23 protein-coding genes, 1 tRNA gene and 1 pseudogene are annotated in these 25965 nt (G+C 47.7%); 15 read left to right on the plus strand and 10 right to left on the minus strand.

Annotation, left to right across the window (positions count from 1 at the left end; genetic code table 11):
- The 6 genes from ABDK92_07615 to ABDK92_07640 all read left to right on the plus strand — a co-directional run.
- A partial coding sequence (locus tag ABDK92_07615) for a hypothetical protein (GenBank protein ID MEN3186483.1) occupies window positions 1-188 on the plus strand: 188 nt, incomplete at its 5' end.
- Window positions 185-3364 (plus strand): SMC family ATPase, encoded by a 3180-nt coding sequence (locus ABDK92_07620; GenBank protein MEN3186484.1) that lies wholly within the window; start codon window positions 185-187, stop codon window positions 3362-3364. The genes ABDK92_07615 and ABDK92_07620, both read left to right, overlap by 4 nt.
- Window positions 3328-4374: a hypothetical protein gene (locus ABDK92_07625; protein MEN3186485.1), complete on the plus strand. Its 1047-nt coding sequence runs from the start codon at window positions 3328-3330 to the stop codon at window positions 4372-4374. The genes ABDK92_07620 and ABDK92_07625 overlap by 37 nt, the downstream gene beginning before the upstream one ends.
- A 3-nt stretch (window positions 4375-4377) precedes the next feature.
- The gene (locus ABDK92_07630; GenBank protein MEN3186486.1) at window positions 4378-6342 is read left to right on the plus strand and encodes an ATP-binding protein; all 1965 of its coding nucleotides are present in this window, start codon (window positions 4378-4380) and stop codon (window positions 6340-6342) included.
- Window positions 6343-6353: 11 nt separating this feature from the next.
- A complete protein-coding gene (locus ABDK92_07635) occupies window positions 6354-6755 on the plus strand; it encodes a secondary thiamine-phosphate synthase enzyme YjbQ (GenBank protein MEN3186487.1) in 402 nt (133 codons plus the stop codon).
- 182 nt (window positions 6756-6937) lie between these two features.
- Window positions 6938-8002 (plus strand): uroporphyrinogen decarboxylase family protein, encoded by a 1065-nt coding sequence (locus ABDK92_07640; GenBank protein ID MEN3186488.1) that lies wholly within the window; start codon window positions 6938-6940, stop codon window positions 8000-8002.
- Between the two features lie 126 nt (window positions 8003-8128).
- Here ABDK92_07640 and ABDK92_07645 read toward each other — a convergent pair whose 3' ends face one another.
- Together ABDK92_07645 and ABDK92_07650 are read right to left on the minus strand one after the other, a co-directional pair.
- Complete coding sequence (locus tag ABDK92_07645; GenBank protein MEN3186489.1) at window positions 8129-9364, minus strand: homocitrate synthase; 1236 nt, start codon at window positions 9362-9364, stop codon at window positions 8129-8131.
- A 15-nt stretch (window positions 9365-9379) separates the two neighbouring features.
- A complete protein-coding gene (locus ABDK92_07650) occupies window positions 9380-10564 on the minus strand; it encodes a pyridoxal phosphate-dependent aminotransferase (protein MEN3186490.1) in 1185 nt (394 codons plus the stop codon).
- A gap of 149 nt (window positions 10565-10713) precedes the next feature.
- On the opposite strand from ABDK92_07650, the gene ABDK92_07655 reads away from it, so the two are divergent.
- The 4 genes from ABDK92_07655 (at window position 10714) to ABDK92_07670 (ending at window position 14541) form a co-directional block, all read left to right on the plus strand.
- Entirely contained in the window at window positions 10714-11676 is a 963-nt protein-coding gene (locus ABDK92_07655; protein MEN3186491.1) for a sugar phosphate isomerase/epimerase, read from the plus strand.
- Window positions 11677-11786: 110 nt separating this feature from the next.
- Window positions 11787-12977 (plus strand): pitrilysin family protein, encoded by a 1191-nt coding sequence (locus ABDK92_07660; protein MEN3186492.1) that lies wholly within the window; start codon window positions 11787-11789, stop codon window positions 12975-12977.
- A gap of 2 nt (window positions 12978-12979) precedes the next feature.
- Window positions 12980-14221, plus strand: coding sequence for a pitrilysin family protein (locus ABDK92_07665; GenBank protein MEN3186493.1), 1242 nt, complete (start codon window positions 12980-12982; stop codon window positions 14219-14221).
- A gap of 242 nt (window positions 14222-14463) precedes the next feature.
- Window positions 14464-14541, plus strand: a tRNA-Pro gene (locus tag ABDK92_07670).
- An 840-nt stretch (window positions 14542-15381) separates the two neighbouring features.
- Here the strand turns inward: ABDK92_07670 and ABDK92_07675 are convergent.
- The 3 genes and pseudogenes from ABDK92_07675 to mscL form a co-directional block, all read right to left on the minus strand.
- The gene (locus tag ABDK92_07675; GenBank protein MEN3186494.1) at window positions 15382-15546 is read right to left on the minus strand and encodes a hypothetical protein; all 165 of its coding nucleotides are present in this window, start codon (window positions 15544-15546) and stop codon (window positions 15382-15384) included.
- A 95-nt stretch (window positions 15547-15641) separates the two neighbouring features.
- A pseudogene (locus ABDK92_07680) lies at window positions 15642-16015 on the minus strand (HEPN domain-containing protein).
- Window positions 16016-16028: 13 nt separating this feature from the next.
- Complete coding sequence (gene mscL, locus ABDK92_07685; protein MEN3186495.1) at window positions 16029-16481, minus strand: large-conductance mechanosensitive channel protein MscL; 453 nt, start codon at window positions 16479-16481, stop codon at window positions 16029-16031.
- Between the two features lie 78 nt (window positions 16482-16559).
- Here mscL and ABDK92_07690 point away from each other — a divergent pair, with 78 nt between their 5' ends.
- Complete coding sequence (locus ABDK92_07690; GenBank protein MEN3186496.1) at window positions 16560-17315, plus strand: prolipoprotein diacylglyceryl transferase; 756 nt, start codon at window positions 16560-16562, stop codon at window positions 17313-17315.
- Here ABDK92_07690 and ABDK92_07695 read toward each other — a convergent pair.
- Both ABDK92_07695 and ABDK92_07700 read right to left on the minus strand, forming a co-directional pair.
- A complete protein-coding gene (locus ABDK92_07695; protein ID MEN3186497.1) occupies window positions 17312-19324 on the minus strand; it encodes an HD domain-containing phosphohydrolase in 2013 nt (670 codons plus the stop codon). The two genes, ABDK92_07690 and ABDK92_07695, sit on opposite strands and share 4 nt — an antisense overlap.
- Before the next feature lie 37 nt (window positions 19325-19361).
- The gene (locus ABDK92_07700) at window positions 19362-20189 is read right to left on the minus strand and encodes an MBL fold metallo-hydrolase (GenBank protein MEN3186498.1); all 828 of its coding nucleotides are present in this window, start codon (window positions 20187-20189) and stop codon (window positions 19362-19364) included.
- Window positions 20190-20285: 96 nt separating this feature from the next.
- Between ABDK92_07700 and ABDK92_07705 the strand changes: the two genes are divergently transcribed.
- Genes ABDK92_07705 through lptC form a run of 3 tightly spaced genes read left to right on the plus strand, consistent with a single transcriptional unit; the run spans window position 20286 to window position 22855 of the window.
- Window positions 20286-20582, plus strand: a complete 297-nt coding sequence (locus tag ABDK92_07705; protein MEN3186499.1) for a hypothetical protein — start codon at window positions 20286-20288, stop codon at window positions 20580-20582.
- A 16-nt stretch (window positions 20583-20598) separates the two neighbouring features.
- Window positions 20599-22311: an FAD-dependent oxidoreductase gene (locus ABDK92_07710; GenBank protein ID MEN3186500.1), complete on the plus strand. Its 1713-nt coding sequence runs from the start codon at window positions 20599-20601 to the stop codon at window positions 22309-22311.
- 4 nt (window positions 22312-22315) lie between these two features.
- On the plus strand, window positions 22316-22855 hold the full coding sequence (gene lptC / locus ABDK92_07715; protein ID MEN3186501.1) for an LPS export ABC transporter periplasmic protein LptC: 540 nt from the start codon (window positions 22316-22318) through the stop codon (window positions 22853-22855).
- On the opposite strand, the gene ABDK92_07720 is transcribed toward lptC, so the two are convergent.
- Genes ABDK92_07720 through ABDK92_07730 form a run of 3 tightly spaced genes read right to left on the minus strand, consistent with a single transcriptional unit; the run spans window position 22821 to window position 25594 of the window.
- Window positions 22821-24167, minus strand: a complete 1347-nt coding sequence (locus ABDK92_07720) for a hypothetical protein (GenBank protein ID MEN3186502.1) — start codon at window positions 24165-24167, stop codon at window positions 22821-22823. The genes lptC and ABDK92_07720 overlap by 35 nt on opposite strands.
- Window positions 24168-24169: 2 nt before the next feature.
- Window positions 24170-24790, minus strand: coding sequence for a cyclase family protein (locus ABDK92_07725; GenBank protein ID MEN3186503.1), 621 nt, complete (start codon window positions 24788-24790; stop codon window positions 24170-24172).
- A gap of 45 nt (window positions 24791-24835) precedes the next feature.
- Complete coding sequence (locus tag ABDK92_07730) at window positions 24836-25594, minus strand: SDR family oxidoreductase (GenBank protein ID MEN3186504.1); 759 nt, start codon at window positions 25592-25594, stop codon at window positions 24836-24838.
- A gap of 52 nt (window positions 25595-25646) precedes the next feature.
- On the opposite strand from ABDK92_07730, the gene ABDK92_07735 reads away from it, so the two are divergent.
- A partial coding sequence (locus tag ABDK92_07735) for a DUF123 domain-containing protein (protein ID MEN3186505.1) occupies window positions 25647-25965 on the plus strand: 319 nt, incomplete at its 3' end.

The following is a 25965-nucleotide window of genomic DNA, read 5'->3' on the forward strand; positions in this document are numbered from 1 at the left end:
GGAAAGTGGTGATGACGGAAGTCATTGCCAGGGAGCATGAGTTACCGGAGGCGGAGGAATCGGTAGAACTCGATACGATTCCCCAGCTTTTTTCTCGGTTTTGTCAGGAGAATCGTTTTTCGGAGGGTGTGGTGCGCCTTTTTGAGTTCTACTATCGGGGGGGGCGGGAGGGGGAGGAAACGGAGTGAGACCGATACGGCTTGCGGTACAAAAGTTTCTGGGTCTTGAAGAAGTCGAAGTGCGTTTCGATCAGGGAGACCTTTTTGTTATTGTCGGTCCCAATGGGGCTGGTAAGTCGTCCATTCTGGAGGCTCTGTTCTTTGCGCTCTATGGTCGAGGTATCAGGGTGGAACGGGGGCGTCGGGAAATCCTCCATCGGGGATTTCCCGAACACACCATGCGAGTGGAACTGGAGTTCTTGCTGGGGGATAGGTTCTTCCGGGTTATTCGGGAATTTTCCCTGAAAAGAGGAGGAACTGCAGTATTGGAAAAACGGGAAAACGAAAGCTGGAAGCCCATCTGCTCGGGGGAACAGTCTGTAAACCGGGAGGTTGAAAAGATTCTGGGATTTGATGCGAGTACCTTCCGCTCTTCGGTTTTTCTGGCTCAGGGAGAAACTCTGAGCTTCGTTGAGGCAACTCCGGCAGACCGTTTTCGAATTTTAAGCAGTCTCTTTGGTTTGGATGTTCTCGATGTGGTTAGGGAGAAAGTGAGGGAGGATTTTAACCGCTTGGAAGGAGAAATCAAGCCGCAGGAGACGCGTTTGCAAATTTTAGAGGGAAAAAATCTACTCGTACAGAAGATGCGTTTCGAAGAGGAAATACGCCAGGCTCAGGCTATTTTAGTTTCCTTGAGGGAAAAAGAAGAAGAGAGTAGAAAACGATTGCAGAACTTGGAACGTCTCCTGGTCATTTCCCGCTCCCAGAAGGAAGAGCAGGAAAAAAAGAAAAAGCTCCTTGCAGAAAAGATGGAGGCTTTTGAAAAAGCCAGGGAGGATCAGGTTATCACCGAGGCACAACGAGTGAAGTTGGAATTCTGGCAGCCATGGCAGGAAAGCTGGAACAACCTTCAAGAGATGATTGAGGAGATCAAGAAGCGAAATGCGAAATTGAGAGAGGTAAAGGTCGAAGAAAAGAACACGGCTTTTTCTCTTGAAGTCAATCGGCAGAAAAGGGAAAAGGTGGCGCGGGAACTTGGTGGCCTTCGAGAACAAGAGAAGGCTTTTACGGAGCTTTTACCTGTGGTTGAGGCAATTGAACGGCTCAAATCTGAGACATCGTTTCTCTGGCGAGAGATTCAGGATACTCGGGAAGAGATTACTGGTCTGCAAAGGGAAAGGTCTACGGTGGAAAAGGATTCCGAGCGACTTCAAGAACAAGCCATGGACCTGGAAAGACGTCTTAAAATTTTAATGCAAGAAGTTTTGAATCTCAAAGAAAAGGAAAAAATAGTCGGGCCTCTTTACGAGCAACGGTTTGGTTGCCTTAAGGATTTGGAATCACTACAGAAAGAAGGAAAGCGACTGAGCAGCGATGAAGAACGATGGAAAAAGGAAAGGGAAAAAAAAGTTGAGAATTTGAAGAAAGTACAAGAAAATCTTCGAGAATCGCAAAAGAAGTGGGAAGTTTTTGAACAGGAGTACCGGAGGAAATCTCGGGCGTTCATGGTGGAAACATTACGGAAGGAATGGGCTGAAAAGGGGGTTTGTCCGGTCTGTGGCACTGTTTCCCCCTGTCAAGGGGTTGAGGAGAGTGAACGTGTTGATTTCATAGAGTGGGAAACCCGTTACCGACGGTTGCAGGATTCAGTAACGCGCTTCAAAACCCAACTGGAAAATCTTCAGGAATCGCTCGAAATAATTTCCAGAGAAGAAGAGAATATCCAAAAGGAGTGGGGACGAATTCAATCAGAAATTGTCCAAAAAGAACGACAAAAAAACGAGATTGAGGCAACACTCAGACGAATTTTGAGGGATTTAAAATGGCAGGAAGAGAAATTCACTATGGAGATGTTTCGGAAAATAATTCAGACCAGGGAAATGGAGCTTGAACAGGTGCGATCCCAGCACCTGGAGGGAGAAAAAGCATTAGCTAGGCAAAAAGAAAAACAGAAGCATCTTAACAACCGAGAAAGTGAATTGATTTTGAAACTCCAGAAAATGGATGAGCGGTATAAAAAACTTGGGGAGGCACTGGAAGAGCAGAGAAAAACGATTTTGGCTTTCCTGCAGGCAATGCGGATAGGAAGCGAGGTCTCTGCGGCAGAGGTCCTCTTTCAAGAGGCTTTTGCTGCGATTACCGAACAACTGGGTGTACTCGAGAAAGATTTGAACGTGTTGCTTTTAGAAGAAAAAGGAGCGGAAGAAAGGCTTCGGAGTTTAAGTGAGCGGAGGGAAGAACTTGCAAAGGAGATCCTTTTTTTGGAGAGGGAACAAAAGCAGTGGGAGCAAGAAGAAAAAACGAGGGGAGATATTTTCCGGCAAGAACTCACACGCCTGGGGTGGAGTGAAGCCGATTTGCTCGAGTTTGCAAATAAAAAAAGAGGGAACTGGCAGGAACGTCTGAGCGTGATTGAGGGCTCCTTGCGGCAAGTGGAAGAAAGGATTGCTTCTTTGGAGGAGGAAGAGAAAGATTTGGTGGATGTTTTGGAGATAAAAGACCGGATTGAAAATCTTCCCGAAGAGGTGGAGAGAGAGAAAAAACGGTATAATCAATTACGTAATGAAGTTGGAGAGAGGGAAAATAACTTGGGAAGGCTTAATGTGACTTTGGAGAACGTGGAAGCAGAACTCAAAGAGTGGCAGGAGTTAATGCGGGAAATCGCAGAAAAGAAAAGAAAAAGGGAAATTCTTGAGCAGCTCCTCGAAGCGCTTGAAGCCCGGAATTTTAAAAATTATCTTCTGGCAGTGCTTTTTCAAAAGCTGGAGCAGGAAGCTTCCCAGCTTTTGTTTTTCCTTTCTGGAGAACGCTATGTGCTTCGCATGAAGAGCGAAGGTGGGAAGGCACAAATGGTCGTGGTAGATCGACGTTTTGGGCAGGAGGAACGTGTTCTCCATGAATGCTCTGGTGGGGAAAAGACTTTGATTGCGCTGGCTCTGGCCTTGGCCATTTCTCGGTTGTGGCTCAAGGAACGAGGACAAAGGAGAATTTTGGATTGCCTCTTCATTGACGAGGGCTTCTCACCACTGGATCGAGAACACCTTGAGCTGGTGGCTGATGCGATACTGCGCTTGGGAAAAGATGGGAAAATGGTGGGAATTGTAACCCATGACCAGCTTTTCGCTGAATATTTTCCACTTCATTTGGTGGTGAGGGAGGGCAAAGCTTCTTGGAAGAAGAACCTCGAGGCCTTGTCGATGTCTTAGAGTTTTTTCGCCATGCCCACTTTCAGATAGATCACTGGAGCGGTGGTGAAGATTTGTTTGCCCATGTTTCGCTTCTTGAGAGCCATTGGCAACCTGTTGCAGAGTTTGGAGAGGTTGAAGATTGGAAGGAAAGGCAAAGTGTTTTATGCGATGATATTGAAAAGGCTTTTTTTGTGGATGGGCGAATGCGGATCTATGCCCGGATTCTTTTTGGGGAACACGTCCTTCTCCTTGGAGAGCTCTTGGCGGGATATGCGATCTGGGATAAGCGTCGGGGTGTGTCCATGGGATTTTCTCCCCAAAAACCCCCTTCTATGGAGCGGGTTCTGGGGGTTCCTGAGGGAATATTTCAGAAAAAAGAGATTCGGGGTGGAGTTTTAAAGCTTGCTGAAGGTTTTGTGTTCAAAATAGAGGAATCAGCGCGTATTTCCCGGAGTCCACAGGATGTCGAAGCTTCTCAGCAAGCCCTTTTTAATGTTCTTTCTCGTTTAGAAGAACAGGTAACGCAGGAGCTTTTCCATCAGGGGATACCGGTAATCAAGGACGGGGTTTTACATCCCAATGAACGCCTTATCTTTCAACCAGGCATAGGTCCGGTGGGTCTCGTTAAGCGGATTGAACAGCTTCCCCTTTCTGCAGAAAGAAGGGAAGCACTTTTCCACCTAGATCGGGGACAAAGGACTCCTTTTTTGAGTTTCCTTCTTGAGGAAAACTTCCTCAAAGTATTTTCGTACCTTCGGCTCACCGAGAAAGACGAACGTTTTCCCTGGAAAGGTCTGGTGCGCCTGGAGGTGTTGCTGCAGAAAGAAGCTTGGCCAGCGATGAAGCAGGAGCTGACGTGCTTCTTTGATCGCCTAGCCGGACTCTTGCCTCGTTTGACGGCTGACTTTCCTTGGCGGAGGCTTCCAGAAAACATCTTTCCCATCATTGCCCTGGAGGATGTACTGGGGCAATTCTTTGCTTCGCCTTCTTGGATTCAATATCTCTGGGTAAAGAGCGTATGGAGGTAGGCCATGGTGGAGATGATGCTCGGTACAGTAACCGGTCTTAAAGAGGTGACCCCATATCGTTTCTGGGTGCGCATGAATTCTTCAGTGGATAGAGTTCTCTCTTTGGATGAAATTGTGAAGATCGAGTACTCCTGGGGGAGAGATGCTTTTCTGGCCTATGGAGTGATTACCGAAATTGTTGCTTCCTGGGATGGAACGATTTCGAGTGGCTACCAGGAAGAAGCCTGTTTTGAAGGTATTTATCAAGGAGTGCCGCTGTACCTTGGACAGGTTGTGGTCACCCGAGTTTTAAAGCGTGAAGAGGATGACTGGGTTACCGTGGCTCCTTCTCTTCCACCACCAGTGGGAGAGCGAGTGATGCGCGTTACCTCAGAAGAAGTCGACGTTGCCCTTGGATTTGATCAACTTAAGAGGGCCAAAAGAGGTTTGCCGTTCGGTGTACTGGCTGGGGGAGAGGCGGCTCTTTTGGACCTTAAGTATATCTTAGGTGATAATGGCGCACATATCAATGTGAGTGGGCAATCTGGAGTTGCAACCAAAACCTCGTACGCCACGTTTCTTCTCTGGATGCTTCTATACTCTTCCCGCAGTGAGGCCATGGTTGGTTCGCCTTTTTCTGAAATGCTTCTCCAGAGCCGGGCTATTGTCTTTAACGTGAAAGGGGAGAGTTTGCTTTTTCTCGATTGTTGGAATCGGGAATGGCAAAAAGCTCGGAATTCTTCAGGTGAGGAAAATCGTCAATTCCAGGAATGGGAGGAAATGTTTAGAATTTTCGGGTTGGAACCGCATCCTTTTGAAAACGTGAAAGTGATGGTCGCTCCGAAGGATGCCGTGGGAACACCAAACCTTGCTCGTTCTCGAAGTCAGGTTTCCGTCTATGGATGGGATATTCTCGATATCGTGGAATTGGGTCTCATCCCCCTTCTATTTGATCCCGAGGAGTTAGAGCGGAACCCCAATTTTAGCCTGGCAGTAAGCGTTATTGAAGACCTTTTTCGAGAACGCTACGAACGGCTGGTTGAGGAGGCCAAAAAGGAGTTGAAGCAACCTTCTACCTACAACGTGACCTTTGAAGTGGGAGGTTTGGACCGCCGGAGTTTGGTGCGGGTATACCTTCATGCGGTGGCTCTGGCCCATGGGGATCCGGAAGAGGTTCTCCAGAGAATCGGGCTTCCCAGTGATTGTCGAAATTTTGTCGATATGTTCCACGGTGTGGAGGATGGTGGAGAAGGAGATGTGGCTCAAGCGCTTCGAAGAGAAAAAATTGAAGACCGGACCATTCTGGCCATTTCCCGCCGCTTGCGCATGGCTCAGAAAGCGTTTCTTGGAAAACTCTGGCGAAAAATCGAGGTAGAGGTCTTTGGGGAAATTCGCAGAGTTCCTGAACCCTTGTATCACATTGACTGGAATCGCCCCGGAGGGGTAACGGTGGTCGATATTGCCAAGCTCAGTCGTTCCGGGCAGGCTTTTGTGGTGGGAGCAATTCTGCGGGAAGTGATGTGCACAAAAGAAGAACAATTCCTGGAGGAGCCGGTTTTTGTTTACCTGGATGAACTGAATAAATACGCACCCCGAGAGGGAGGGGGTCCTCTGGGGGCTATCTTTCAGGACGTGGCTGAGAGAGGTCGGTCCTTTCGGGTGATTCTCTTGGGGGCGGAACAAACTGCTTCTCAAGTCGATTACCGGGTGGTAACCCAAGCATCAACGGTGGTGGTGGGAAGGCAGAAACTGGCTGAGCTTTCCAAGCCAGAATATGCGCACCTTCAAGGAGTTCTGCGGGAACGTGCTTCGGCCCTTCTTCCTGGGGAAGTGATTGTGGATCAACCATTTTTACGGTTGCCTCTTGCGATTCGCTTTCCTCTTACACCCTGGGCTACCTCTGAAGAAAATCGTGGAGAGCATTATACGAAAGAGCGAATCGCCGTTTCCGATAATCCTGGGGATTTCTTAAAGAGGTTACTTGAATAGGGGGTACGATTATGTATCGTGAGCTCTCAGTGAGAACTCATCTTCGAGAGGAATGCGTATCTATTACCGCTCTTGTCCAGGGAGTGGTCAAGGACGAGGGGGTTCGGGATGGGTGGTGCGTGGTGTATGTTCCTCATACCACTGCCGGGGTGACCATCCAGGAAAACGCTGATCCGGATGTTATTGAAGATTTAATGGCAGGCCTCAATCGGATGGTTCCCCACAATGCTCTTTATCAACATGGAGAGGGAAATTCCCCCGCCCATATTAAGGCGAGTCTCCTTGGTTCTTCGGTTACGGTTTTTATTGAGGAAGGGAAACTGGTCCTTGGTACCTGGCAGGGGATTTTTCTCTGTGAATTTGATGGTCCAAGGTATCGTCGGGTATGGGTAAAGATCACCGGAATAAAATAAAACAGTAATAGATTTTTTTTGAGGGATAAAAGAATCCTTCGCAAGGGAAAAACCTTTGTAATCCTTATTAGTGAAGCTCTTATCCTATGTCTGGTTTAACTTGTCTTGCTCTATTGATTTCTTCAAAGAGGATGATATAATGAAAATAAAATTAAATCATTTATTAAATTGGGGTGTTGACCATGGTGCGGAAGGGAAGAGAGCGTTTTTCTTTACGAGATGTGACTGCATCCCTTTGGAAAGATGGGCGGCGTCCGGTAGTGCCACTTATGGGTTATCCAGGTTTGCAGTTGACTGGAACCACGATTAAACAAAACCAGTTTAATCATCTTGTTCAGTTTCAGTCTCTAAGCCGGCTCTATGACCGTTTCCGGCCGGATGCCATGTTCTTTATGATGGATTTGTCGGTGGAGGCAAGCGCTCTGGGTTTGCCAGTTCGTTTCCCTCTTGAGGAAACGCCGTCGGTGGAATTCCATCCGGTGAAGACACTCCTTGATCTGGAACCATTCAAGAAAATTGATATCCTGGGTGATGGGCGAGTTATAGTGTATCTGGAAACGCTGCGTCATATGAAAGTAGCATTTCCCTGTCCAGTTGGGGGATACGTCATTGGTCCACTCACTTTGGCTGGACTTCTGGTTGGGGCGAATGAGCTGGCTATTAAAAGCCTTCTTGAGCCAGATTTTTTCCGTGCACTCCTTGACTTTTCTTTTCAAGTGGTACTCCGCTACGCTTCAGCACTCAAAGATGAGGGTGCGGACATGCTCATGGTTCTTGAACCTACTGCGGTGATTTTCAGCCCTCGTCAGTTTCGGGAATATCTTGCGCCACTTTACAGGGAGATGGTGGGAATTTTCGATGATATCGAAGTAATCCTCCACGTGTGTGGCAATACCACCCCACTGCTTCGAGAAATGGCCGATTCCGGGGTTGCAGGATTAAGTCTTGACAGTGCGGTGTCTTTTCTTCAGGCCGCTTCTCTTTTGGGAGACGATGTCCTCCTCATTGGCAATATCAGTCCTGTGGAGATGCTTCAGGACACGCCACAGGAAATCTATATCAAAACGTATCGACTTCTTGAAGAAATGGAAGGCTTTTCTTCCTTCGTTTTGAGTACGGGTTGTGACCTTCCTCAAGACGTTCCCATGACCAATATTGAAGCCTTCTTTAAGGCAGGAAGGAATTGGAAGGGGGAGGAAAAAAAAGAAAAGAAGAAATCCCTTTGGCAACCGCAAAATTCCAAATAAAGGGGAAAGTTTCTTCTCAGTATTGCGCAATGACAAAATTGCGAGGTGGGAATGAAAGGTTTTTTGTGGAAACCAGGGGAGGATGGAGGCCAAGGCTCCTTCTCCACGGAGAAGGAGCCTTGGTGTTTACGGGATGAGGGTAAGCATTTTTTTGTCCTGTTTAGGATAGCGAGCAATGAAAAGCAGTTCATCTTCAGTGAGTGGCTTCTGTTTTTCCACGTTTGCGAAACGAGCCAGTTCGAGAATTTCTCGGGCTTCTTCTTCACTCTTGAATTCGATTTCCAATTTTTCATAAACATTGTAAAATCCTTTGATGCCGCTGTATTCACCCACTACGATTTGTCGTCCGGTTTCGATAATTTCCGGTTCACCACGCCCTAACTCTTCGAAGTCGTAGAGTTCATAGTTTTTGCGGTCCTTCAAGACTCCATCAGCATGGATTCCGGAGGAGTGAGCGAAGGCATTGGCACCCACCCCTGGCTGAGTGATGGGGATGGGAACTCGAAAGGCATACGAGGCGTATTTGCAGGTTTTCCATGAGGCCCTGAGGTTGACTCGTTCATCGAGCTGGTATTTGTTGCCATCCATGCCGCTGGCGTATTTAATGGCAAGAATGACCGAGACAAGGTCTGCATTTCCAGCTCGCTCGCCTACGCCATTTACGGTGGTATTGATAAACACATCACATCCGACGTCAATGGCAGCTTTTGCTCCAGCAAGAGAATTGGCTACAGCCATCCCCAGATCATTGTGGCAGTGGAGTTCGATGGCCATTTTAGTTTTTTCTCCAATGCGGGCGATTCGCTCGTAGGTGGTGAAAGGACTGTCATACCCTAAGGTATCGCAGTAACGGAAACGCTCGGCACCAGCCTCTTTTCCGGCTAAGGCAAAATCGATAAGAAAATTGACATCGGTACGGGATGCATCTTCAGCATTCACACCAACACCCGTAGCTCCTAAATCTTTAGCGGTTTTGACAGCATCAACCATACTTTTAATGATATCTTCGCGGGTCATCCTTCCTTGAAATTTTCCCTGAAGCATCTGATCAGAAGTCGAAATGGAAAGATTCAGATATTTGAGGTTGGGAACCAGCTTGTAAGCCAGCTCTACGTCACCGCTGGTGGCCCGCATCCATCCACTCAGCCGAATGGGGGAGAGGACTCCCATTTCAGCCAGTTCTAAGTTTGCGTTGAGGTAATTCGTTTCGTGGCGGGTGGTGGGAAAACCGAATTCGCTCTGGTACACGCCCATTTCGTTTAAAAAGAAATTCATCATGGTTTTTTCGATTTTGGCCAGTCCCAATCGGGCAGTCTGAACACCATCGCGATTGGTCACATCAAGGAGATAGATTTTGGGCATTTTCTTGAACCCCCTTTATAGTTTGGTCAAAAAATCTCGGAGACGCAACATCCCCTTCTCGATGTTTGACTCCGAGGTGGCATAAGAAAAACGGAGGTAACCTTCCATACCAAAGGCCACTCCCGGTACACAGGCGATGTGTGCTTTTTCGAGCAGTATTTCGGCCAGCTTCATTGAAGTTCCAATACGCGTTCCTTCGAATCTCCGTTCGAGGTAAGGTGCAAAATTGGCAAAGAGGTAAAAGGCACCCCGGGGAATGGGAAAAGTGACTGCGGGGATTTCCTCCATACCTTGAATCATGAGTTTTCTTCTTCGGTCAAACTTTTCGACCATTTCTTGAATTAGTTGGATGTTGGAGTTTAGAGCGGCAATGGCTGCCTTCTGGCTGATGGAGGTAGGGTTTGAGGTAGAATGGTCCTGAATTTTTTCCATGGCTTTGATGACCTCTTTAGGTCCAGCAGTATACCCGATACGCCACCCGGTCATAGAAAAGGTTTTGGAAACACCGTTAACGATAATGGTTCTTTCTTTCATTCCTGGAAAAGTGGCGATACTTACCGGGAATTCACATTCGTACACTAAATGCTCGTAAATTTCGTCTGAAATCACGGCCATGTCATAATGCCGGATTATCTCGGCAATTTCCCCTAGGAGCTCTTTTTCCAGCACCACACCACTGGGATTGGAGGGGTTGTTGAGGAGAAGAAGACGGGTTTGGGGGGTAATTTTCCGTTTGAGTTCTTCCAGGGAAAAAACCAGGGTTTCAGGATGACACTCAAGAATTACTGGAACTCCTCCAGCCAGTTTAATCTGTTCCGCGTAGGTAACCCAGTAGGGGCGGGGGAGGAGTACTTCATCTTGGGGATTACACAGTGCCATGATGGCATTGTAAAGGGAGTGTTTGGCACCACAAGAAACGATGATTTCTTCCTTCTCGTACCTGAGGCCATTTTCCCGGAGGAGCTTTGCACAAATGGCTTCCTTGAGTTCGGGGATTCCCGAGGTAGGGGTGTATTTGGTGAAACCCTGGTCAATGGCCTTTTTTGCTTCTTCTTTAATTGGTAGAGGTGTATCGAAATCGGGTTCTCCGGCACTGAAAGAGATGACATCGATGCCTTCCTGCTTCATGGTTTTCGCTTTGGCGGAGATTGATAACGTCGCAGATGGTTCAATTTGGTGTGCTCTCTCGGCAATTCGCATACCGTACCCCCTTTGATTGTTGCTTTCCGCTTATTTCGGGAGTATACTTGATTACGTTGAGCTTGGGCTTTTGGTTTGGCGGAAAGTTTTATTTTTTCTTATATGGGAAATCGTTTTAAAAGTCAATACTTTTGAGGGAGGTGTTGTGGTTGAAGGTCGGAGTGTTTTTGGTGTTGTTCCAGAATGAACCTCTGGAAAAGGCTTTGGATTACGTAAAGGGTGCGGGAATAGAGGCAGTTGAGATTGGTACCGGTGGTTATCCCAGCAATGCTCACTGCCAGCCTGGAAAGGTTTTGGAAAGTCCTGACAGCGTTCAGAAGTTTAAGGAAGCCTTTGAATCCCGAGGTCTTGAAATCAGTGCACTGAGTACCCATGGGAATCCTCTGCATCCCAACCCGGAAGTGGCCAGAAGACACCATGACGATTTTGAAAAGACCGTGCTTTTGGCGGAAAAGTTGGGGGTTAACAATGTGATTACCTTTTCTGGATGTCCGGGAGATTCTGAGGGGTCTAAGTATCCCAACTGGGTAACCTGTCCGTGGCCTTCTGATTTTCTGGAAGTCCTGAAATGGCAGTGGGAGGAGAAGGTGATTCCGTACTGGAAGAAAACCGGTCAGTTTGCCCGTGACCATGGGGTGCGGGTATGTCTGGAGATGCATCCTGGATTTGTGGTGTATAATCCGGAAACGCTTCTCTGCCTTCGTTCGGAGGTTGGGGAGGTCATCGGAGCGAATTTTGATCCAAGCCATCTCTTCTGGCAGGGCATTGATCCGATTCTGGCTCTGCGAAAGCTCGAAGGAGCTATTTATCACGTACATGCTAAAGACACGAAAATTGACCCCTTCAATAGCCCTGTGAACGGGAATCTCGATACCAAACCCTATACTGAGGAATCAAAGCGTTCCTGGCTTTTCCGCACCGTTGGGTACGGGCATGATTTTCAGTTCTGGAAGGATTTTGTGAGTACACTGCGCCTGGTCGGATATGATGGGGTACTTTCGATTGAACACGAAGATTCTCTAATGTCGGCTCGGGAAGGTTTTGAAAAAGCGGTTGCTTTTTTGAAGTCCGTCCTGATTACGGAAAAAGTTGGCCAGGCTTGGTGGGTCTAAATAGTGGAGGAGAGGAGTGTTCCTCTCCTCTATTTGGCAAACTGTGGAGATAAAGTATTGACATGGTTGGCTTGCACTATACAAAAAAAGTTTTTCCTTCAGGGTTCCGGATGATTTATCGGAAGACACGTTCACCGCTTGTGGCGATCAATTTCTGGGTTCGGGTAGGGGTGCGGGATGAGAAACCAGAGAAAAATGGTCTTTCCCACTTCTTTGAGCATATGGTTTTCAAAGGAACGACGAATTTTCCTGGCAATCTCCTCTCTCGCCGGGTTCAAGCTCTGGGAGGAAATCTGAACGCTGGGACTTCTCTCGATACCACGGATTTTTACCTGGTGGTTCCTGTGGAATACTGGGAAGAAGCCTTTACTCTGGGAGTCGAGCTTCTTTTTCGACCGCTTTTCGATCCCAAAGATGTTGAACGGGAGAAGATGGTGGTGATTCAGGAAATTCACCTGGATGAAGACGACCCGGAAGAGCGGTTAACTCACCTTCTCCACCAGCGGGTTTTTGGGGGTACCCCTTACGGAATGCCGATTCTGGGAAAGGAAGAGACGGTGAAAAGCCTTACCCGGGAGGACCTTCTTGAGCACCAGAGGCGCTTCTACTACCTTGCAAATGTAACCTGTGTGGTGAGTGGTAACCTGGAAGAGAGGGAGCTTTTCTCTTTTGGGGAAGAAGTGGTGGGTCATTTGCCATTTTCTTGGGAATTTGACCTGTCGTTCTTTCCTCCTTTTCCTGTTCCCATCCGCCAGATTGTGGAATGTCGAATGGATGTTTGCCGGAACTACGGAGCCATTGGATTCCTCTGTGGAGGCATCAAGAGCGACGATTTTAACGTCCTGAGACTTCTTTCGGTCATACTTGGTGACGGTGCTGGTTCCAGATTAAACATTTCTCTGCGAGAAAAACAGGGCCTTGTGGATACCGTTCATACAGCATACTCTTACTATGAAAAAGGGGGGATATTCACGGTATTTTACACTTTTTCGCAAGGGGATCGAGAAAAGATTGAGGAAGCGATTCAGCAGGAGCTGGAACGTTTGTTTCGGGAGCCACCCACTGAAGAAGAGTTGGAACGAGCTAAAAACCTTTTGAAAAGTAGCTTTTTTAATGCCGTTGAAACCACTCTGGGGAGTGCCGAGCTTCTGGGGCGGTTTGACGTGATTGATAATGTAGACCATCCTCTTAAGTTCCTTTTGCATTTAGAGCGTCTGGAGCGGGTGCATCTTCTCGAAGTGGCCAGAAAATACTTTGACATGGAGCGGGCTACTTCTATTCTCATTGGTCCGGGTGAATAGCGATGCCAGAAGTCATCAAACGGGTTGAAAAAGTTACCTTAAAAAATGGATTAGTGCTGCTTTTTTTGCCACTTCCAGAGAGTGCTCTGTTTTCAGTCAACCTCTGTCTTAACCTTGGTAATCTCTACGAAGGTGAGAAAGAACGGGGAATTTCAGCTCTGATGCAGGAGGTAATCCTCAAAGGAACCAAAAAGCGTGGTGCTGCTGAACTCAACCAAGCTGTGGAACGGCTGGGAGCTTATATCCACAGTTCTTCAAATTATTTTACCGGACGATTGGCGATTGATGGTCCCGCTGAAAACCATCAGGAAATCTTGAAGATCTTTTTTGAAGTGATTAAAACTCCTGCCTTTCGAAAAGAGGAGATTGAAAAGGAAAAAAAATTTCTCATTTCCCTTTTACATTCTCTCGATGACGACCCCCTGAAAGCGGCCATATTTCGCTTCCGAAAGGCTTTTTTTGGGAGGCATCCTTATGCCTTTCCCACCCTGGGGGAAGAATCGACATTACAGAGCCTCGATGAAGAAAGAATCTGGTACTGGTATGGACGGATGTTCGTTCCCAATAACATGGTGATTGCAGTGGTGGGTAACTTTGAAGTTGAAACGGTGAAAAAACTGTTTGAGGATGAACTGGGGAACGTGATTCCCAGAGAAAAAGTGAACCCCTTTAAAGAGAGTTTTTTCCCAGCTTCCTTAAAGATTGTGGATCGTCGGGAAGTTCGGGATGCCTGGGTTGTTCTCGGTTTCAGGGCTCCGGGGCTACTTGAAGTGGAAGAGCGCATAGCCTTTGAAATTCTCAATAACGCCTTAGGAGGAGGAATGTACTCCAGGCTTTTCCTCAAAATCCGTGAGGAACGTGGTCTCAGTTATCAGGTTGGTTCTTTTTATCTTCCACTTCTTGGTCCATCTTTCCTTTGCGCTTTCTGTAGTTTCCCCTTTGTCTATTTCGACGCCGTGATTTCCCTCTTGCGAGAAGAATTCCGTAGTCTTATCAACATAGAAGAAGAGGAGTTTGGAGAAGCGAAAAATTATACTTGGGGAACCTTTTTACACCATTTCGAGACGGTTTCCTCTCTTTCGTCCCTCCTTTCTTTTTGCGAAACGGTGGGATTGGGATACGACTTTCCGCTCCGTTACGACGAAGTTTTACGAAATTTTACTCTGGAAAAGGCCAGAACCGTTTATCGCCGTTTTATGGACCAAAAAGAATCCATGGGGGCTATTGTCCCTGTGAGCCACTGAGGAAAATATTTTTTATTTTTCGTTCTTCAGGATGCTTGACTTTGTCAAGGATTCCTATATAATTCTTTTTGAAATTGACATGTGAAGAAAGGGAGTACCCCACTAGCACCTCCTTTAAATTAATAGAAGTCTTTCCCCTCCTTGCACCTAAGGGAGGCCAGAAGAATTTGGCCTCCCTTAGGTGTTTTTTTAGGGCTGTTCTCTTGTAACTCTTAGAGCGTTCCTGTTATAATCTCTTCCGTCGGGGCGTAGCGCAGCCTGGTTAGCGCACCTGCCTTGGGAGCAGGGGGTCGGCCGTTCAAGTCGGCTCGCCCCGACCAGTATTTTGAGGGGCTTGAGTCATTGTAGTCCTTGGATAAAGGGTCATAGTGAGAGCAAGTTGCCAGATGGTTTTTGGAAAACAACTCTGTTCCCGGTTGCGAAAAGTGTGGGTTTTCCACCATGGCATTCGTTCTTTTTCGTTTTTGATTGGTAGAACCATGTTTCTCTCTATTGACTTTGGTAAAGGTTGATGTCGACTTATCTGGTTGTTTTTCACAAGGGTTCTTGTTTGGAAACCGTTGTAGGCCAGGACGGTTTACTGGGACACTCGTAAAACTGGTGTTTTGGTTTTGGGGTTATTTGACAGGCACCAAAGGCAGATAGTGAATATCCTGAAAAATGCTTGTGGAAGCGCGATCGTGGGCAGTGTTTCAGTGCTATGTATCTGTAATATTTCACGACCGGTAAAGACCATCGCATTGAGGACCTGGTGCTGGCAATTTTCAGCGCGCAAAATTGAATATGGGTCATGGTTTTTGGAATTTCTGGGCATTTCATGCGCCGGGGTGAGCTCTCACCTTTTGTGCTCAAACTCTTGAAGTAGTGTTTGAGGGGAACGGTGAAGTTCCCCGCAAAAAGAACCGGAACAGTGCGAATCTTTCCCAGTATGAATTTTGTCAATGCGATGGGAGAGAATGATGTCTGCCTGATATCGTCTTCCGAATTAAGGTCTACGATGTTGAGGGCATCTTCCTTTGGCGAAGGGGTATTCACCAGGCCTGCGTTGAGCTGGAGCGGATTTTGCCGGAGCGTTATAGAGTGCATCTCATGGAGCGGACCTCCTTGCCGGATTTTCTATTTTGGGAGAGCTTAAAAGGGAACCCAGACCGTTTCTGTTCTCAGAATTTGAGCAAATTGCCCGGTAAGGTCTCGAATTTTTGCTGAGTGTAGACTAACAGATCGACCGGAACGGGAAGTTCAGTAGTGTCAAAATCCCGGGTGCGCTCCATAAAAGGCTTTGATGAAGATTGAGCTATGATAACGAGGTCTAAGTCGCTTCCCACACCTTGAAGTCCGCGGGCGTACGAGCCAAAGTATCCGATTCGAAGAATGAATGGGTATCTTTTTCAGATTCTTTGCCCACTTTTTGAGAGCGTATTCAACCTCGCTTTTGCTCGGCCGTCTGAAAGCGGACGAATTTGAGAATCTCACTGGCATAGGCAATGGTCTCCTTGGTCTGGAGGGTTCCGAAATGCTCGAAAGGAGCTCCTTCGGGAAAACCGTTGGGATATCGAGGAAGGATAGAGTACCCATCAAGAACTTTTCCCTTTTCAACGAGGAGTTCTGGAACTGGCAGGGGAAGTTGTCCTAGGCTTCTTCTCCAAGGAAAAGATGTAGGACCTTTGCCGCCTTTTCAGCACACTGATGGGTGGCAAAACAAGCCCACTCGTAGTCGTTGTGCTTGAAAGATAGGTGGGTGTGTTCTAAGTCTTTTTCAGCCTGTTTGAACCAATCAAAATACCGTGTTGTCATTCCTTTGTGCCCTTTATTGTTGGAGCTCTGAGGTGCAGTTTGGGCAACGGAGGGCTTTGATGGGGATGAGGGTAAAACAGAATGGGCATTCCTTAGTATTTGGTTGCTCCCGGGGAAGCTCTTTTGCTCGTTGAAGCTGATTGATAGTCTTTACCAGAATAAAGAGGGCCGCAGCAATGATGAGAAACGTCACCACGCTGTTAATAAAAAGTCCGTAGTTAAGAGTGACGGCACCGGCTTCCTGAGCAGAAGTCACAGTGTGATAGGGACCAGGTTTATCACCCTCTTTAAGAACCACAAAGAGATTCGAAAAATCAACTTTTCCCAGAGCCAGTCCTATGGGGGGCATGATGATATCTGAAACGAGAGACTTCACGATGGTGCTGAAAGCACCACCGATGATGAACCCAACGGCGAGGTCAATCACATTACCCCGGCTGATAAAATCTCGAAATTCCTTTACAATTTTCCCCATAGTTTTTTCTCCTTCATGAGATATTATGTGTTATATATAGTATCATAGATTGCTAAAAGGGGTATGAGTATGCTTCATCCCGTCATTTTCACCATTGGACCGCTGGAAGTACGATTCTACGGAGTTTGTATGGCTGTATCCATTATTTTGGGAGGTATGTACCTCTTGCGCCAGGGGAAAAGAAGAGGTTTTGCAGAGGAACGATTGTTGACCATGGTTTTCCTGGTGGTCATTTTTGGTCTTTTGGGGGCCAGATTACTCTTTGTGGCGGCAAATTTCCCCTCTTGGTTTTGGAATAAACCGCTCCAAATTCTTAAAGTCTATGAAGGGGGACTGGCCTGGCACGGAGGACTTTTGGGCGGGGTTTTAGCTGCTTTCTGGTATCTCCGTTTTCGAGCTCGTTACGATTTTCATGCTGTAGCTGATCTTACCGTTCCGGGGATTGTTCTGGGTTATACCCTGATTCGCCTGGCTAATATCCTTAATGTGGAAAATATTGGACGGATGACCAACTTTTCTTTCGGTCGCTGGCCGGTACAGTGGATTGCTGCACTCTTTAGCGCTCTTCTTCTTATCCGCCACTTTGCTCTGGAAAAAAAAGAACTTCCGGATGGCTATCGTTTCTGGTCATTCGTTTTCTACCATCAGATTTTTCGCGCCACAGTCGAAGAAACCCTTCGGGAAATGCCCCTGGTGGTGGCGGTCTATGAAAACCCTGTTTTGGGGATGGGGTTTTTCACCATGGTGCAGGTTACCACGCTCCCGATTCTTCTTTTGGTGGGGTGGATACTCTGGAAATACCTTCCGAAACGATACCATCTTTAACATGTATTCGGTTTTTCTTGCTTTTGAAGCTCGATGGTGAGTACGGTAACCATGATATCCACAATGAGAGGGTCAAACTGACTACCACGACACCGCTTGAGTTCTTCAATGGCTTCTGCGATGCTGAGGGCTCTTTTGTAGGGTCTATCGCTTGTCATAGCCTCAAAGGCGTCGACTGCAGCGATGATTCGTGATTCTAACGGGATTTCTTCGCCATGTAAACCGTCGGGATAACCCATACCATCCCATCGTTCATGGTGGTGACGAATAACGCAGGCAATATCTTCAAGACCTTCGACACCCAGGATGAGTTCCGCACTTTTAATAGGGTGGAGTTTTACCAAGTGGTATTCCTCGTCGGTGAGTTTTCCAGGCTTGTTGAGGGTATCTTGAGGGATAAAGATTTTACCTACATCGTGAATGACGGTGGACCAGTAGAGCTTCCTGGTTCGTTCGGAATCAAAATGAAGAGCTTGAGCAATCTTCAGGGTGTAGCGAGCAGAGGTTTCCGAGTGACCTCTGGTATACCGATCATAGTATTCCAAAGTTTTCATGAGTATCAAAAGGAGTTTCTCTAGAAACACTTCTTCCCTTTTTACCGAGGTTTTCAGTGCATGAAACGCATCGCAGATGCGGGCAAAATTTTTCATGGTTTCCACATCGGTTTCGGTGAAACGTTCGGTGGACTCAAGCGGAATATCAAGATCAAGCTGACCGAAAAGTTTTTCTTCCCACCAGAGGGGGACGAGAAGGCTTTCGGCAATGGGACGGCTGAAAGCCAGGAGTTTTTGCAGATTTTCTGGGGAGGAAAATTTTCTTCCCGGATCCAGAATATTTTTCAGAACCATGGCTTCGTTAATAGCCAGAAGGTCCTCTTTTTCGAACGTGAAACCGTTCAGTCGTTCATCGTGCCCTCGCAGCACCACAAGTCTACCTTTACCATCCTTACCAAAAAGAAGGACACTCCCATAACGGGCTTTGGGAATGACCTCCAGAGCTAAGTCTAAAATTCGGGCAAAAAAATCTTTTTCTTCCATGTCAAAGAAAGGAAGACCTGCGACTACTTCGATAGTTTTGAGGATTTTTTTCTTTGCTTCCTCCAGTTCCCGGTTTTGCTCTCGCAGCTTGCTCGTAGCTTGTGTAACCCTCTTTTTGAGGAGTCGGTTGAACGTGGTGAGCACGATAAGTGCGAAAGAGGCAAGAATCGAAAGAAAGACAATGGCTTTCCAGAGCCAGGGAGGGAATTGTTCGACTTCTACGAGGTACCGCTTTGAGAGTTCTTGGATTTCTTCTTCAGAAAACTTGGCCAGGCCTTCGTTGAGGATGGCAAGAACCTTATCGTTTCCTTCCCAGGTAGCGAGATAAACGGAGTTGGATACCGGGATGGGAACGCGGGAAAATTCATAGAGGAGTTTGCGCTGCACCAGGTGATAGTTCGCTGGTGGGTCGTCCATGAGAAAAACCTGAATTTCGCCTTTTCTGGCTCCTTCTATGATATCGGAGTAGTTTTTGTAGAATCGTAATTCGATGGATGGATTCTCTCTGAGAGCGATATCGATGAGAGCGTCCTTTTCTTTGACGCCCACCACATGGGGAGTCAGATCCTGAAGCGAGGAAATAGAAAGGTTCTTGCGATAGTAGATGCTTGAAGTAATGGAGAAAAGGGGGCGGGTGTAATCGAGATACTGGTCTCGTTCTGGGGTATAAAAGAGGGTATCAATCACTTCGGCCTCTTTTCTGAGCATGACCTGGTGGGCCATACTCCATTCCATGGGAACCAGGACTACCTTAATACCGGTCTTTTGTTCGAATTGCTGCCAGAAATCGACGGATATGCCCACGAAACGGCCATTTTCATCGATAGAGGTAAAGGGAGGATAATCCCAGTCAAGAACGACTCGCAGAACCGCTCCCTGAGCGAAAGAAGAAATAGTCAAAAGATGAAAAAGGAAAGCCAGAGTAAGAACCACGATATGTGCCTTTGGAGGTATGAAGTCAGTACCCCTCATGGTGTTTCCATTATCCTCTTCCTTCCGTGGCCAAAGGTCATCTTTTTTGGATGAGGACTTCCGAGTTTTCAACCTGCAAAACGAGCTCTCCTCGTTTTTCGAGGGTGCTTACGTAACCAAGAAGAGCGGAACGATTCAGGAAATAGTGGTCCAGAGAATTGACCGCAGTAAGGGTCGTCATGGTAGCTTTCAGGATTTCTTCTAAAGAACGCTTGCCTGAAGCTATGGTGACAAGAATCGTTTCCAAGGTTCGCTCTATGGTTTCCCTGTTGGCGCGAAGCAATTCTTTTCCGCTGAGGCTTCCGTGAGAGGGGATGAAGGTTGTAAAGCGTTCTTCGACGGTGTCAAGGGTCCTGAGTGCTTCTTCGGGATCAAAGTGGTACAGGATGGGATATTTTTTGACGATTTCCAGACCAAACAGAGCGTCGGCGGCAAAAAGGGTATCGCCCATGGCGATACCAAAAAGGCCTGGAGGATGTCCGGGAAGAGGTACGAATTCGATATCTGGGAATCGTGTCGGGTCGATTTCCTGGAAAGGAAGATTGGAAGGGCCGAGGAGGAAAGGATGACAAAGTGCCCGGGGTGGAAGACCCCCAAAAAGGAGTGCAGGCTCAAAAATTGGGTTGTGCAAAAAGGGTATTTCCTGAGGATGGAGAAAAAGCTGGAGGCTTGGGAACGCTTTGAGGAGGTACGGCACACCCCCATAGTGGTCAGCGTGGGCATGGGTGAGAAAGATAACCTCGATAGTCCCTACCGTTTGCTTGAGTTTTCTGGCTTGGTCTTTGCCGGGACCACCATCGACGAGGATTCGCCGAAGCGGGGTATACAGGTAATTTTGAGTACCAACCGTGTAAACCTGCCACATGCACCTACGATAGTTTTTTGCGAGTGGTTTGTCAAGTTGGTGGTTTTGAAGAAATTTTGGTGGTAGAATGAAAAAAAATCACTTGGAGGGGTGACGATGGGCACTTTTTTAAAAGTTGTGGGGATTATTGTGCTTGTTTTCGGGGCAATTTTTATTGTTCTGTCGGTGATCGGGATGGGGAGTTTTCTGGAAATGTTGACTTCATCGTATCCTCTTCCTTCACCAGGGGAAGAAAACTTTCCTATGACGCCTGCTCCTCCCATTATGGGTGGATTGGCCTGGATGGGTGGTATCGGTGGGATTTTAGGAGGGTTTGGAATCGTTGTTCTGGGGGTGTCCCTTTTCTGTATTGGAGCTATCTATAATGATGTAAAGGCTTTGAAAGGTCGATAGAGAGGAGGTTGGGGGCGTGGCAAAAAGGGTCGTCATTGTTGGTGGTGTGGCTGCGGGACCAAAAGTAGCAGCCAAACTCCGTCGGCTGGATCAGGAAGCTGATATTATCATTCTCGAACGGGGAAAGTTTCTTTCTTACGCAGGCTGTGGATTGCCCTATTATGTGGGGGGAGAAATCAAAGAGTACCGAGAATTAATGGAAACGCCAGTAGGAGTCCTGAGAGATCCAGAGTTTTTTGAGAAATCGAAGGGTATCAGGGTGTATAACCATACCGAGGTGCTTAAGATTGACCGTAAAGGGAAAACGGTTGAGGCCCGTAATGTGAATACCGGTGAGGTGTTCCAATTGCCCTATGACTATCTGGTTTTGGCTACTGGTGCAAAAGTTTCCTTTCCACCAATCAAGGCTGTGGACTTTGACCACGCTGGAGAAGTCAGTCCCAGAGACTTGGGTCATGTCTATACCCTTCACGGAATCGAAGATGCAGAAGCCATCCGCTGGACCATCACTGAGAAACTGGCCCGAAAGGCAGTGATTATTGGTGGAGGGCTGATTGGTATGGAGATGACTGAAAGTCTGGTAAGAAATGGTCTTGATGTGACGATTCTTGAAGTCTTGCCCGAGATATTGCCCATTCTTGACGAAGACATGGGAATTCTGGTGCGACGGTACTGCCAGTCTCAAGGGGTGAATATCCGGGTGGGAGAAAAAGTGGAACGGCTCGAGGGTCAGGATGGGGTGGTAAAACGGGTAATCACGGATAAAGGGGTCTATGAAGCCGACCTTGTGGTGGTGGCCACAGGTTTCAAGCCCAATTCGGACCTTGCTCAACGAGCTGGACTTGAGATTGGTGAAACCGGTGGAGTTAAGGTGGATATGTTTATGCGTACTTCTGACCCATCTATCTTTGCGGTAGGGGATTGTGTGGAGGTGGAAAATCTGGTTTGTAGGAAAGGGGCCTATATGCCCATGGGATCCTTAGCCAACAAACAAGGAAGGGTAGCGGCCATCAATATCGCCGGAGGAAATGAGGTATTTCGCGGAGGGCTTAATTCGGTGATTTTCAAGCTCTTTGACTATACTGTTGCTCGAGCTGGACTCACCGTGCGCCAGGCGAAAGATATGGGGTATGAAGTGGAATATGCACTGGTGCCGGCGCCAGATCGAGCTCATTATTTCCCGGGAGCCAAACGGGTGATGACGAAACTCGTTGCTGATAAACGAAGCGGGAAACTCCTGGGGGCACAGATTATCGGCTTGGGTGATGTAACCAAGACTATTTACGCTGTGGCCACGGTCTTGTACTATGGAGGGGCGGTGGAAGACCTCTCCAGCATCGATTTACCGTATGCGCCACCCTATGCTTCGGCCATCGATAACTTATGTGTGGCGGCGAATGTTTTACGCAACAAACTGGAGGGAAAAATGGTCGGTATTTCACCCCATGAAGTGGAGCGTAAACGGAAACGAAACGAGGAATGTGTTTTACTTGACGTCCGAACTCCTAAGGAATATCAGAGTATGCGTATTCCCGGGAGCACTTTGATTCCTCTGGGAACACTCCCTCAGCGATTGCACGAACTCCCCAGAGATAAGGAAATCATCACCTTCTGTACGGTAAGCCTGCGGGGATATGAAGCTTCGCTCATTTTACGGCATAACGGTTTTACGAACGTAAAAGTTATGGATGGTGGAATCAGCTGCTGGCCGTATGAGCTGGAGAAGTAATAGGATGGGGAATACGCTCCCCATCCTATTTACCCTTTTTTTTGGCGTGATTCTCTCTTTACCACTTTTTGCTCAGAGTGAGGCACCGTTTCCTTCCCCAACTCCCTTTCCCGTTTTGGGGAAGCAAGTGGAGATCCGGGGATGGGAGGGGGGAAAACTCAACTGGGTGCTTCGTGCCACCGAAGTCAAGTTTGATAAAGAGGGAAATCAGGCAGTGTGTCAGGGAGGTATTGAACTTGTGGTTTACGGTGAGGAGGGCATAATTCGTTCCACTTTGAAAGCCCAGTCAGCGGAGGTCGATTTAAAACAGAAGAATTTTCGTTTTTTTGGTTCGGTAGAAGTGGTTTCAAAGGAGGGGAATCGAGTGCTAACCGAAGAGCTTCTCTACCAAGAACGGATAAAAATGATAGAAACAAAGAGCGTGACCCAGGTTTTTTTTAACGGCCATACCTTAGAATGCGAAAGTTTGGTAAGTGATCTTGATTTTGAACACCCTGAGTTCTATGGGGTCACTGGGGGTTCCTTCCGAATCGATGCCGGATGAAAAAATCTTCAGCCCGGAGTACGTGGGGAGGGTATGGTATTGGAATACGATTGTATTGTTCGATTTTTTGGCGGAGTTCATCCGTTATTTTCCAGGATTGGCGGATAAACTGGGAGTTGGGGAAAAGAGTCCGGTCGTGCCGAATAAAATCGTAGAGGATTTTCTGGTACGCTTCTGGACTTTTGGCTCCAAAAGTTCCGAAATAGTTAAAGTTCAGTTTGGCCATAGTTGAAGAGAGATCCATGGAGGGTGTTTTCACATTGATGAATAGGTCGATTCGTTCTTCGGGCTGGATTTCGATGGAGAGTCGATTTGGAGAAGGCATGACCGAATGGAATATGGCTTCGATGAAGGAGCGCCTTTCGGCCATTTTTTTTCCGGTGAGGATGCGAAATGGAACACTGTGCCAGCGTGGTGAGTCGATGAAGAGCGGTATCGATAGGAGTGTTTCGGTATGCGAATGGGGATTGTGGGCTTCCTGCCGATATCCTTCATACTGTCCGAGAAATATGTCCTGTGCTTCGGGCAGCCGTACCATCTCCAAAAGCCGCACCTTTTCTTCGGCAACCTTTTGTTGGAAACGCTGACACTCCCTTTTGTCTTCTTCACACAGTGGTGGGATGTCGATGGCAAAGAGCGTCAGAAGTTGCAGAATGTGGTTCTGAAAAATGTCTCGAATCGCCCCAGTTTCTTCGTAGAACTTTTCCCGTTCTTCCACGCCTTCGGTTTCACAGACTGCGATGCGCACTTCCTGAAGATGTTCCCGGGAGAGGAGCTTTTCCATAAAGAGGTTTTCGGCCTTGAGGATGATGAGGCCCAGAACCGTGGACTTTCCCAAATAGTGGTCCACATAGAAAATGTCTTCTTCGGCGAAGGTTTTTCGCAATTCTTTCTCAAGTACCGTGAAACCCGTTTCGTCCTGACCAAAAGGTTTTTCCAGGGCAATGCGTGTTGAAACAGCCGGATTTTGGGTCCGCCACCTGTGAATCTGTTTCAGGATGTCTGGATATATCGAGGGGAGGGTAGCGAGATAAAACAGGACTTCTTGGGTACTGAGGTGTGCTGTGAGTTTCGGCACCAAATCTTCCTCCTTGGCGTCGGCTTTAAGGTACTGAATCCGTTTGAGGATTTCCCCTGCGTTTGGGTGAAGTCCGGAAAGGAAATTGGCATATTCATCTGGGGTGGTAAATCTTCTTCCGATGGCTAAGATGGAAAGGTTTTCGAAGTCTTCACTGGAAAAGGAAGCCAGGGCCGGAAAGATTTTCTTGGTGAAGAGGTGTCCAGTGGCACCAAAAAAGACCAGCGTCGTCATGGTTATACCCGTATAAGGACCGCCCGGGTGGGGGCTCCGTCACCGTTTTTCACTTTAAGAGGAAAGGCTATAAAATAATACCATCCGGGATTCACCTCTTTGAGGTAGAGTCCTTCAAAAATAAGGATTCCCCGTGAAAGGAGGGTCTGGTGCGTGACGTGCTCGGGTTGATTGCGCTCAATTCCTAAAGCGTCGATTCCCACCCCTTTAGGGTTTTTATCAGCCAGAAATTGGGCTGCGGAATGGTTGAGGTAAACGAAATCATCCCGGTTCAAATCCTGGAAGGAGTTATCAGTCTTAATGAGGAGAAAGGTTTCACGGGAAAGAAATGGCTCAAAGGAACGGAGTTCTTTCTCGGTAATGACTGGTACATGCCGAATTTCTGCAAGGTAGGCAAAGCCCATAAATTGGGTGAGGGGAATCTGGTCGATGGAGGTGGCATCAGAGAGCATGTGGAGTGGGGCATCGACGTGGGTGCCGGTGTGTGTTTCCAGGTTGAGGCGCATTTCATTGGCTCCCTGTTCTAGAGTACGGATAACCGTAATGGATGGTTTTTTCTCTTTGCGACCCCGATAGGTAGGTGTCTCGTTAGAGAGCTCTAAGGAGATGTCGATGAGTTCCATGGATTTCACCTCTTTTGACAAGGATATACCCAAAAATGGGTTTTCTTATTCCGCGTAAATCATTTTCACCGTCATTCCTCCATCGACCACCAAGTTTATTCCGGTAATAAAGCCAGCGTCTTCTGAGGCGAGAAAAAGGCAGGCTGCAGCAATGTCTTCTGGTCTTCCCACCCGCTGGGCGGGATGCTGCAGGTGGTCAACGGGCCGGAGCGATGGTTCTTTACGAAGCGACTTTTTCTTCCAGGCTGAAACCTCAATCCATCCCGGGCTTATGGCGTTTACTCTGATTTTCCGGGAGGATAGAGAAACGGCGAGTGCATGGGTGAGGGCCAGCACTCCCCCTTTGGCAGCTGAGTAGGCTTCGGTGTGTGGTTCAGACATGAGGGCTCTGGTTGAAGCAATGTTGATGATGACAGCGTGTTCGGCAAAGAGCGAAAGACACGCCCGGACCATGAGGAAAACGCTCCGTAAGTCTACGGCTAAAATCCTATCCCATTCTATGGTGGTCACGGATTCCATGGGTTTTTGCAGGAAGATACCCGCGTTATTGATCAGGATATCCACGTTGCCCCACTTTTGGGTGATTGCCTGTACTCCTTTGTTGACCGATTCTTCAGACCCCACATCAGCGTGGACCGGGAAAAGATTTTCCCGGTAATGGGACCATTCCGCTTCGAGCTCTGCGAGGGCTTCTTCATCGATATCCCAGGGAGAGACCAGAGCACCACGGGTTAAAAAAGCATAACTCACGGCTTTCCCGATTCCCTGAGCACCGCCCGTGACAATGACAGTCTTCCCTTGCATGAGATTTGCCTCCCTTCTGAATTTATTTATATTATCATAGGGAAGAAGAAATATGGCCTGTTATTTCCTTTTTATACGACTCGATAGGGATAGCGAGATTCAGGTAGGGAAGAAGGGTCTGTACCGGTTTCGGTGTGGTTTTTATGTGTACGTGGGAAGGGCAAGAGTCAGGGTTGCGGTGCGCCTACGGCGGCATCTCCGTCACAAAAAGCGCAAACACTGGCACATTGATTTTTTGCTTGAAGAGGCTAAAGTAGAAGGAATTGCCCTCTTTGAGAGTAATGAAGAGTGTTCTCTCGCAGCCTTTCTTTTGCAGCCCCCGCGCACTCAGCACGGTATAACCGGCTTCGGTTCTTCCGACTGTGCTCGCC

This window comes from Atribacterota bacterium, assembly GCA_039638595.1.
GTDB lineage: Bacteria > Atribacterota > Atribacteria > Atribacterales > Caldatribacteriaceae > Profundicultor > Profundicultor thermophilus.

Bases quoted from the DNA above. Each gene is read 5' to 3' on its own strand.
- ABDK92_07700 (MEN3186498.1), bottom strand. From the start codon at position 20,189: ATGTGGCAGGTTTACACGGTTGGTACTCAAAATTACCTGTATACCCCG.
- ABDK92_07665 (MEN3186493.1), top strand. From the start codon at position 12,980: ATGCCAGAAGTCATCAAACGGGTTGAAAAAGTTACCTTAAAAAATGGA.
- ABDK92_07725 (MEN3186503.1), bottom strand. From the start codon at position 24,790: ATGGAACTCATCGACATCTCCTTAGAGCTCTCTAACGAGACACCTACC.
- ABDK92_07695 (MEN3186497.1), bottom strand. From the start codon at position 19,324: ATGAGGGGTACTGACTTCATACCTCCAAAGGCACATATCGTGGTTCTT.
- ABDK92_07650 (MEN3186490.1), bottom strand. From the start codon at position 10,564: ATGCGAATTGCCGAGAGAGCACACCAAATTGAACCATCTGCGACGTTA.
- ABDK92_07660 (MEN3186492.1), top strand. From the start codon at position 11,787: ATGATTTATCGGAAGACACGTTCACCGCTTGTGGCGATCAATTTCTGG.
- ABDK92_07640 (MEN3186488.1), top strand. From the start codon at position 6,938: ATGGTGCGGAAGGGAAGAGAGCGTTTTTCTTTACGAGATGTGACTGCA.
- ABDK92_07705 (MEN3186499.1), top strand. From the start codon at position 20,286: ATGGGCACTTTTTTAAAAGTTGTGGGGATTATTGTGCTTGTTTTCGGG.
- ABDK92_07645 (MEN3186489.1), bottom strand. From the start codon at position 9,364: ATGCCCAAAATCTATCTCCTTGATGTGACCAATCGCGATGGTGTTCAG.
- ABDK92_07720 (MEN3186502.1), bottom strand. From the start codon at position 24,167: ATGACGACGCTGGTCTTTTTTGGTGCCACTGGACACCTCTTCACCAAG.
- ABDK92_07690 (MEN3186496.1), top strand. From the start codon at position 16,560: ATGCTTCATCCCGTCATTTTCACCATTGGACCGCTGGAAGTACGATTC.
- lptC (MEN3186501.1), top strand. From the start codon at position 22,316: ATGGGGAATACGCTCCCCATCCTATTTACCCTTTTTTTTGGCGTGATT.
- ABDK92_07630 (MEN3186486.1), top strand. From the start codon at position 4,378: ATGGTGGAGATGATGCTCGGTACAGTAACCGGTCTTAAAGAGGTGACC.
- ABDK92_07635 (MEN3186487.1), top strand. From the start codon at position 6,354: ATGTATCGTGAGCTCTCAGTGAGAACTCATCTTCGAGAGGAATGCGTA.
- ABDK92_07730 (MEN3186504.1), bottom strand. From the start codon at position 25,594: ATGCAAGGGAAGACTGTCATTGTCACGGGCGGTGCTCAGGGAATCGGG.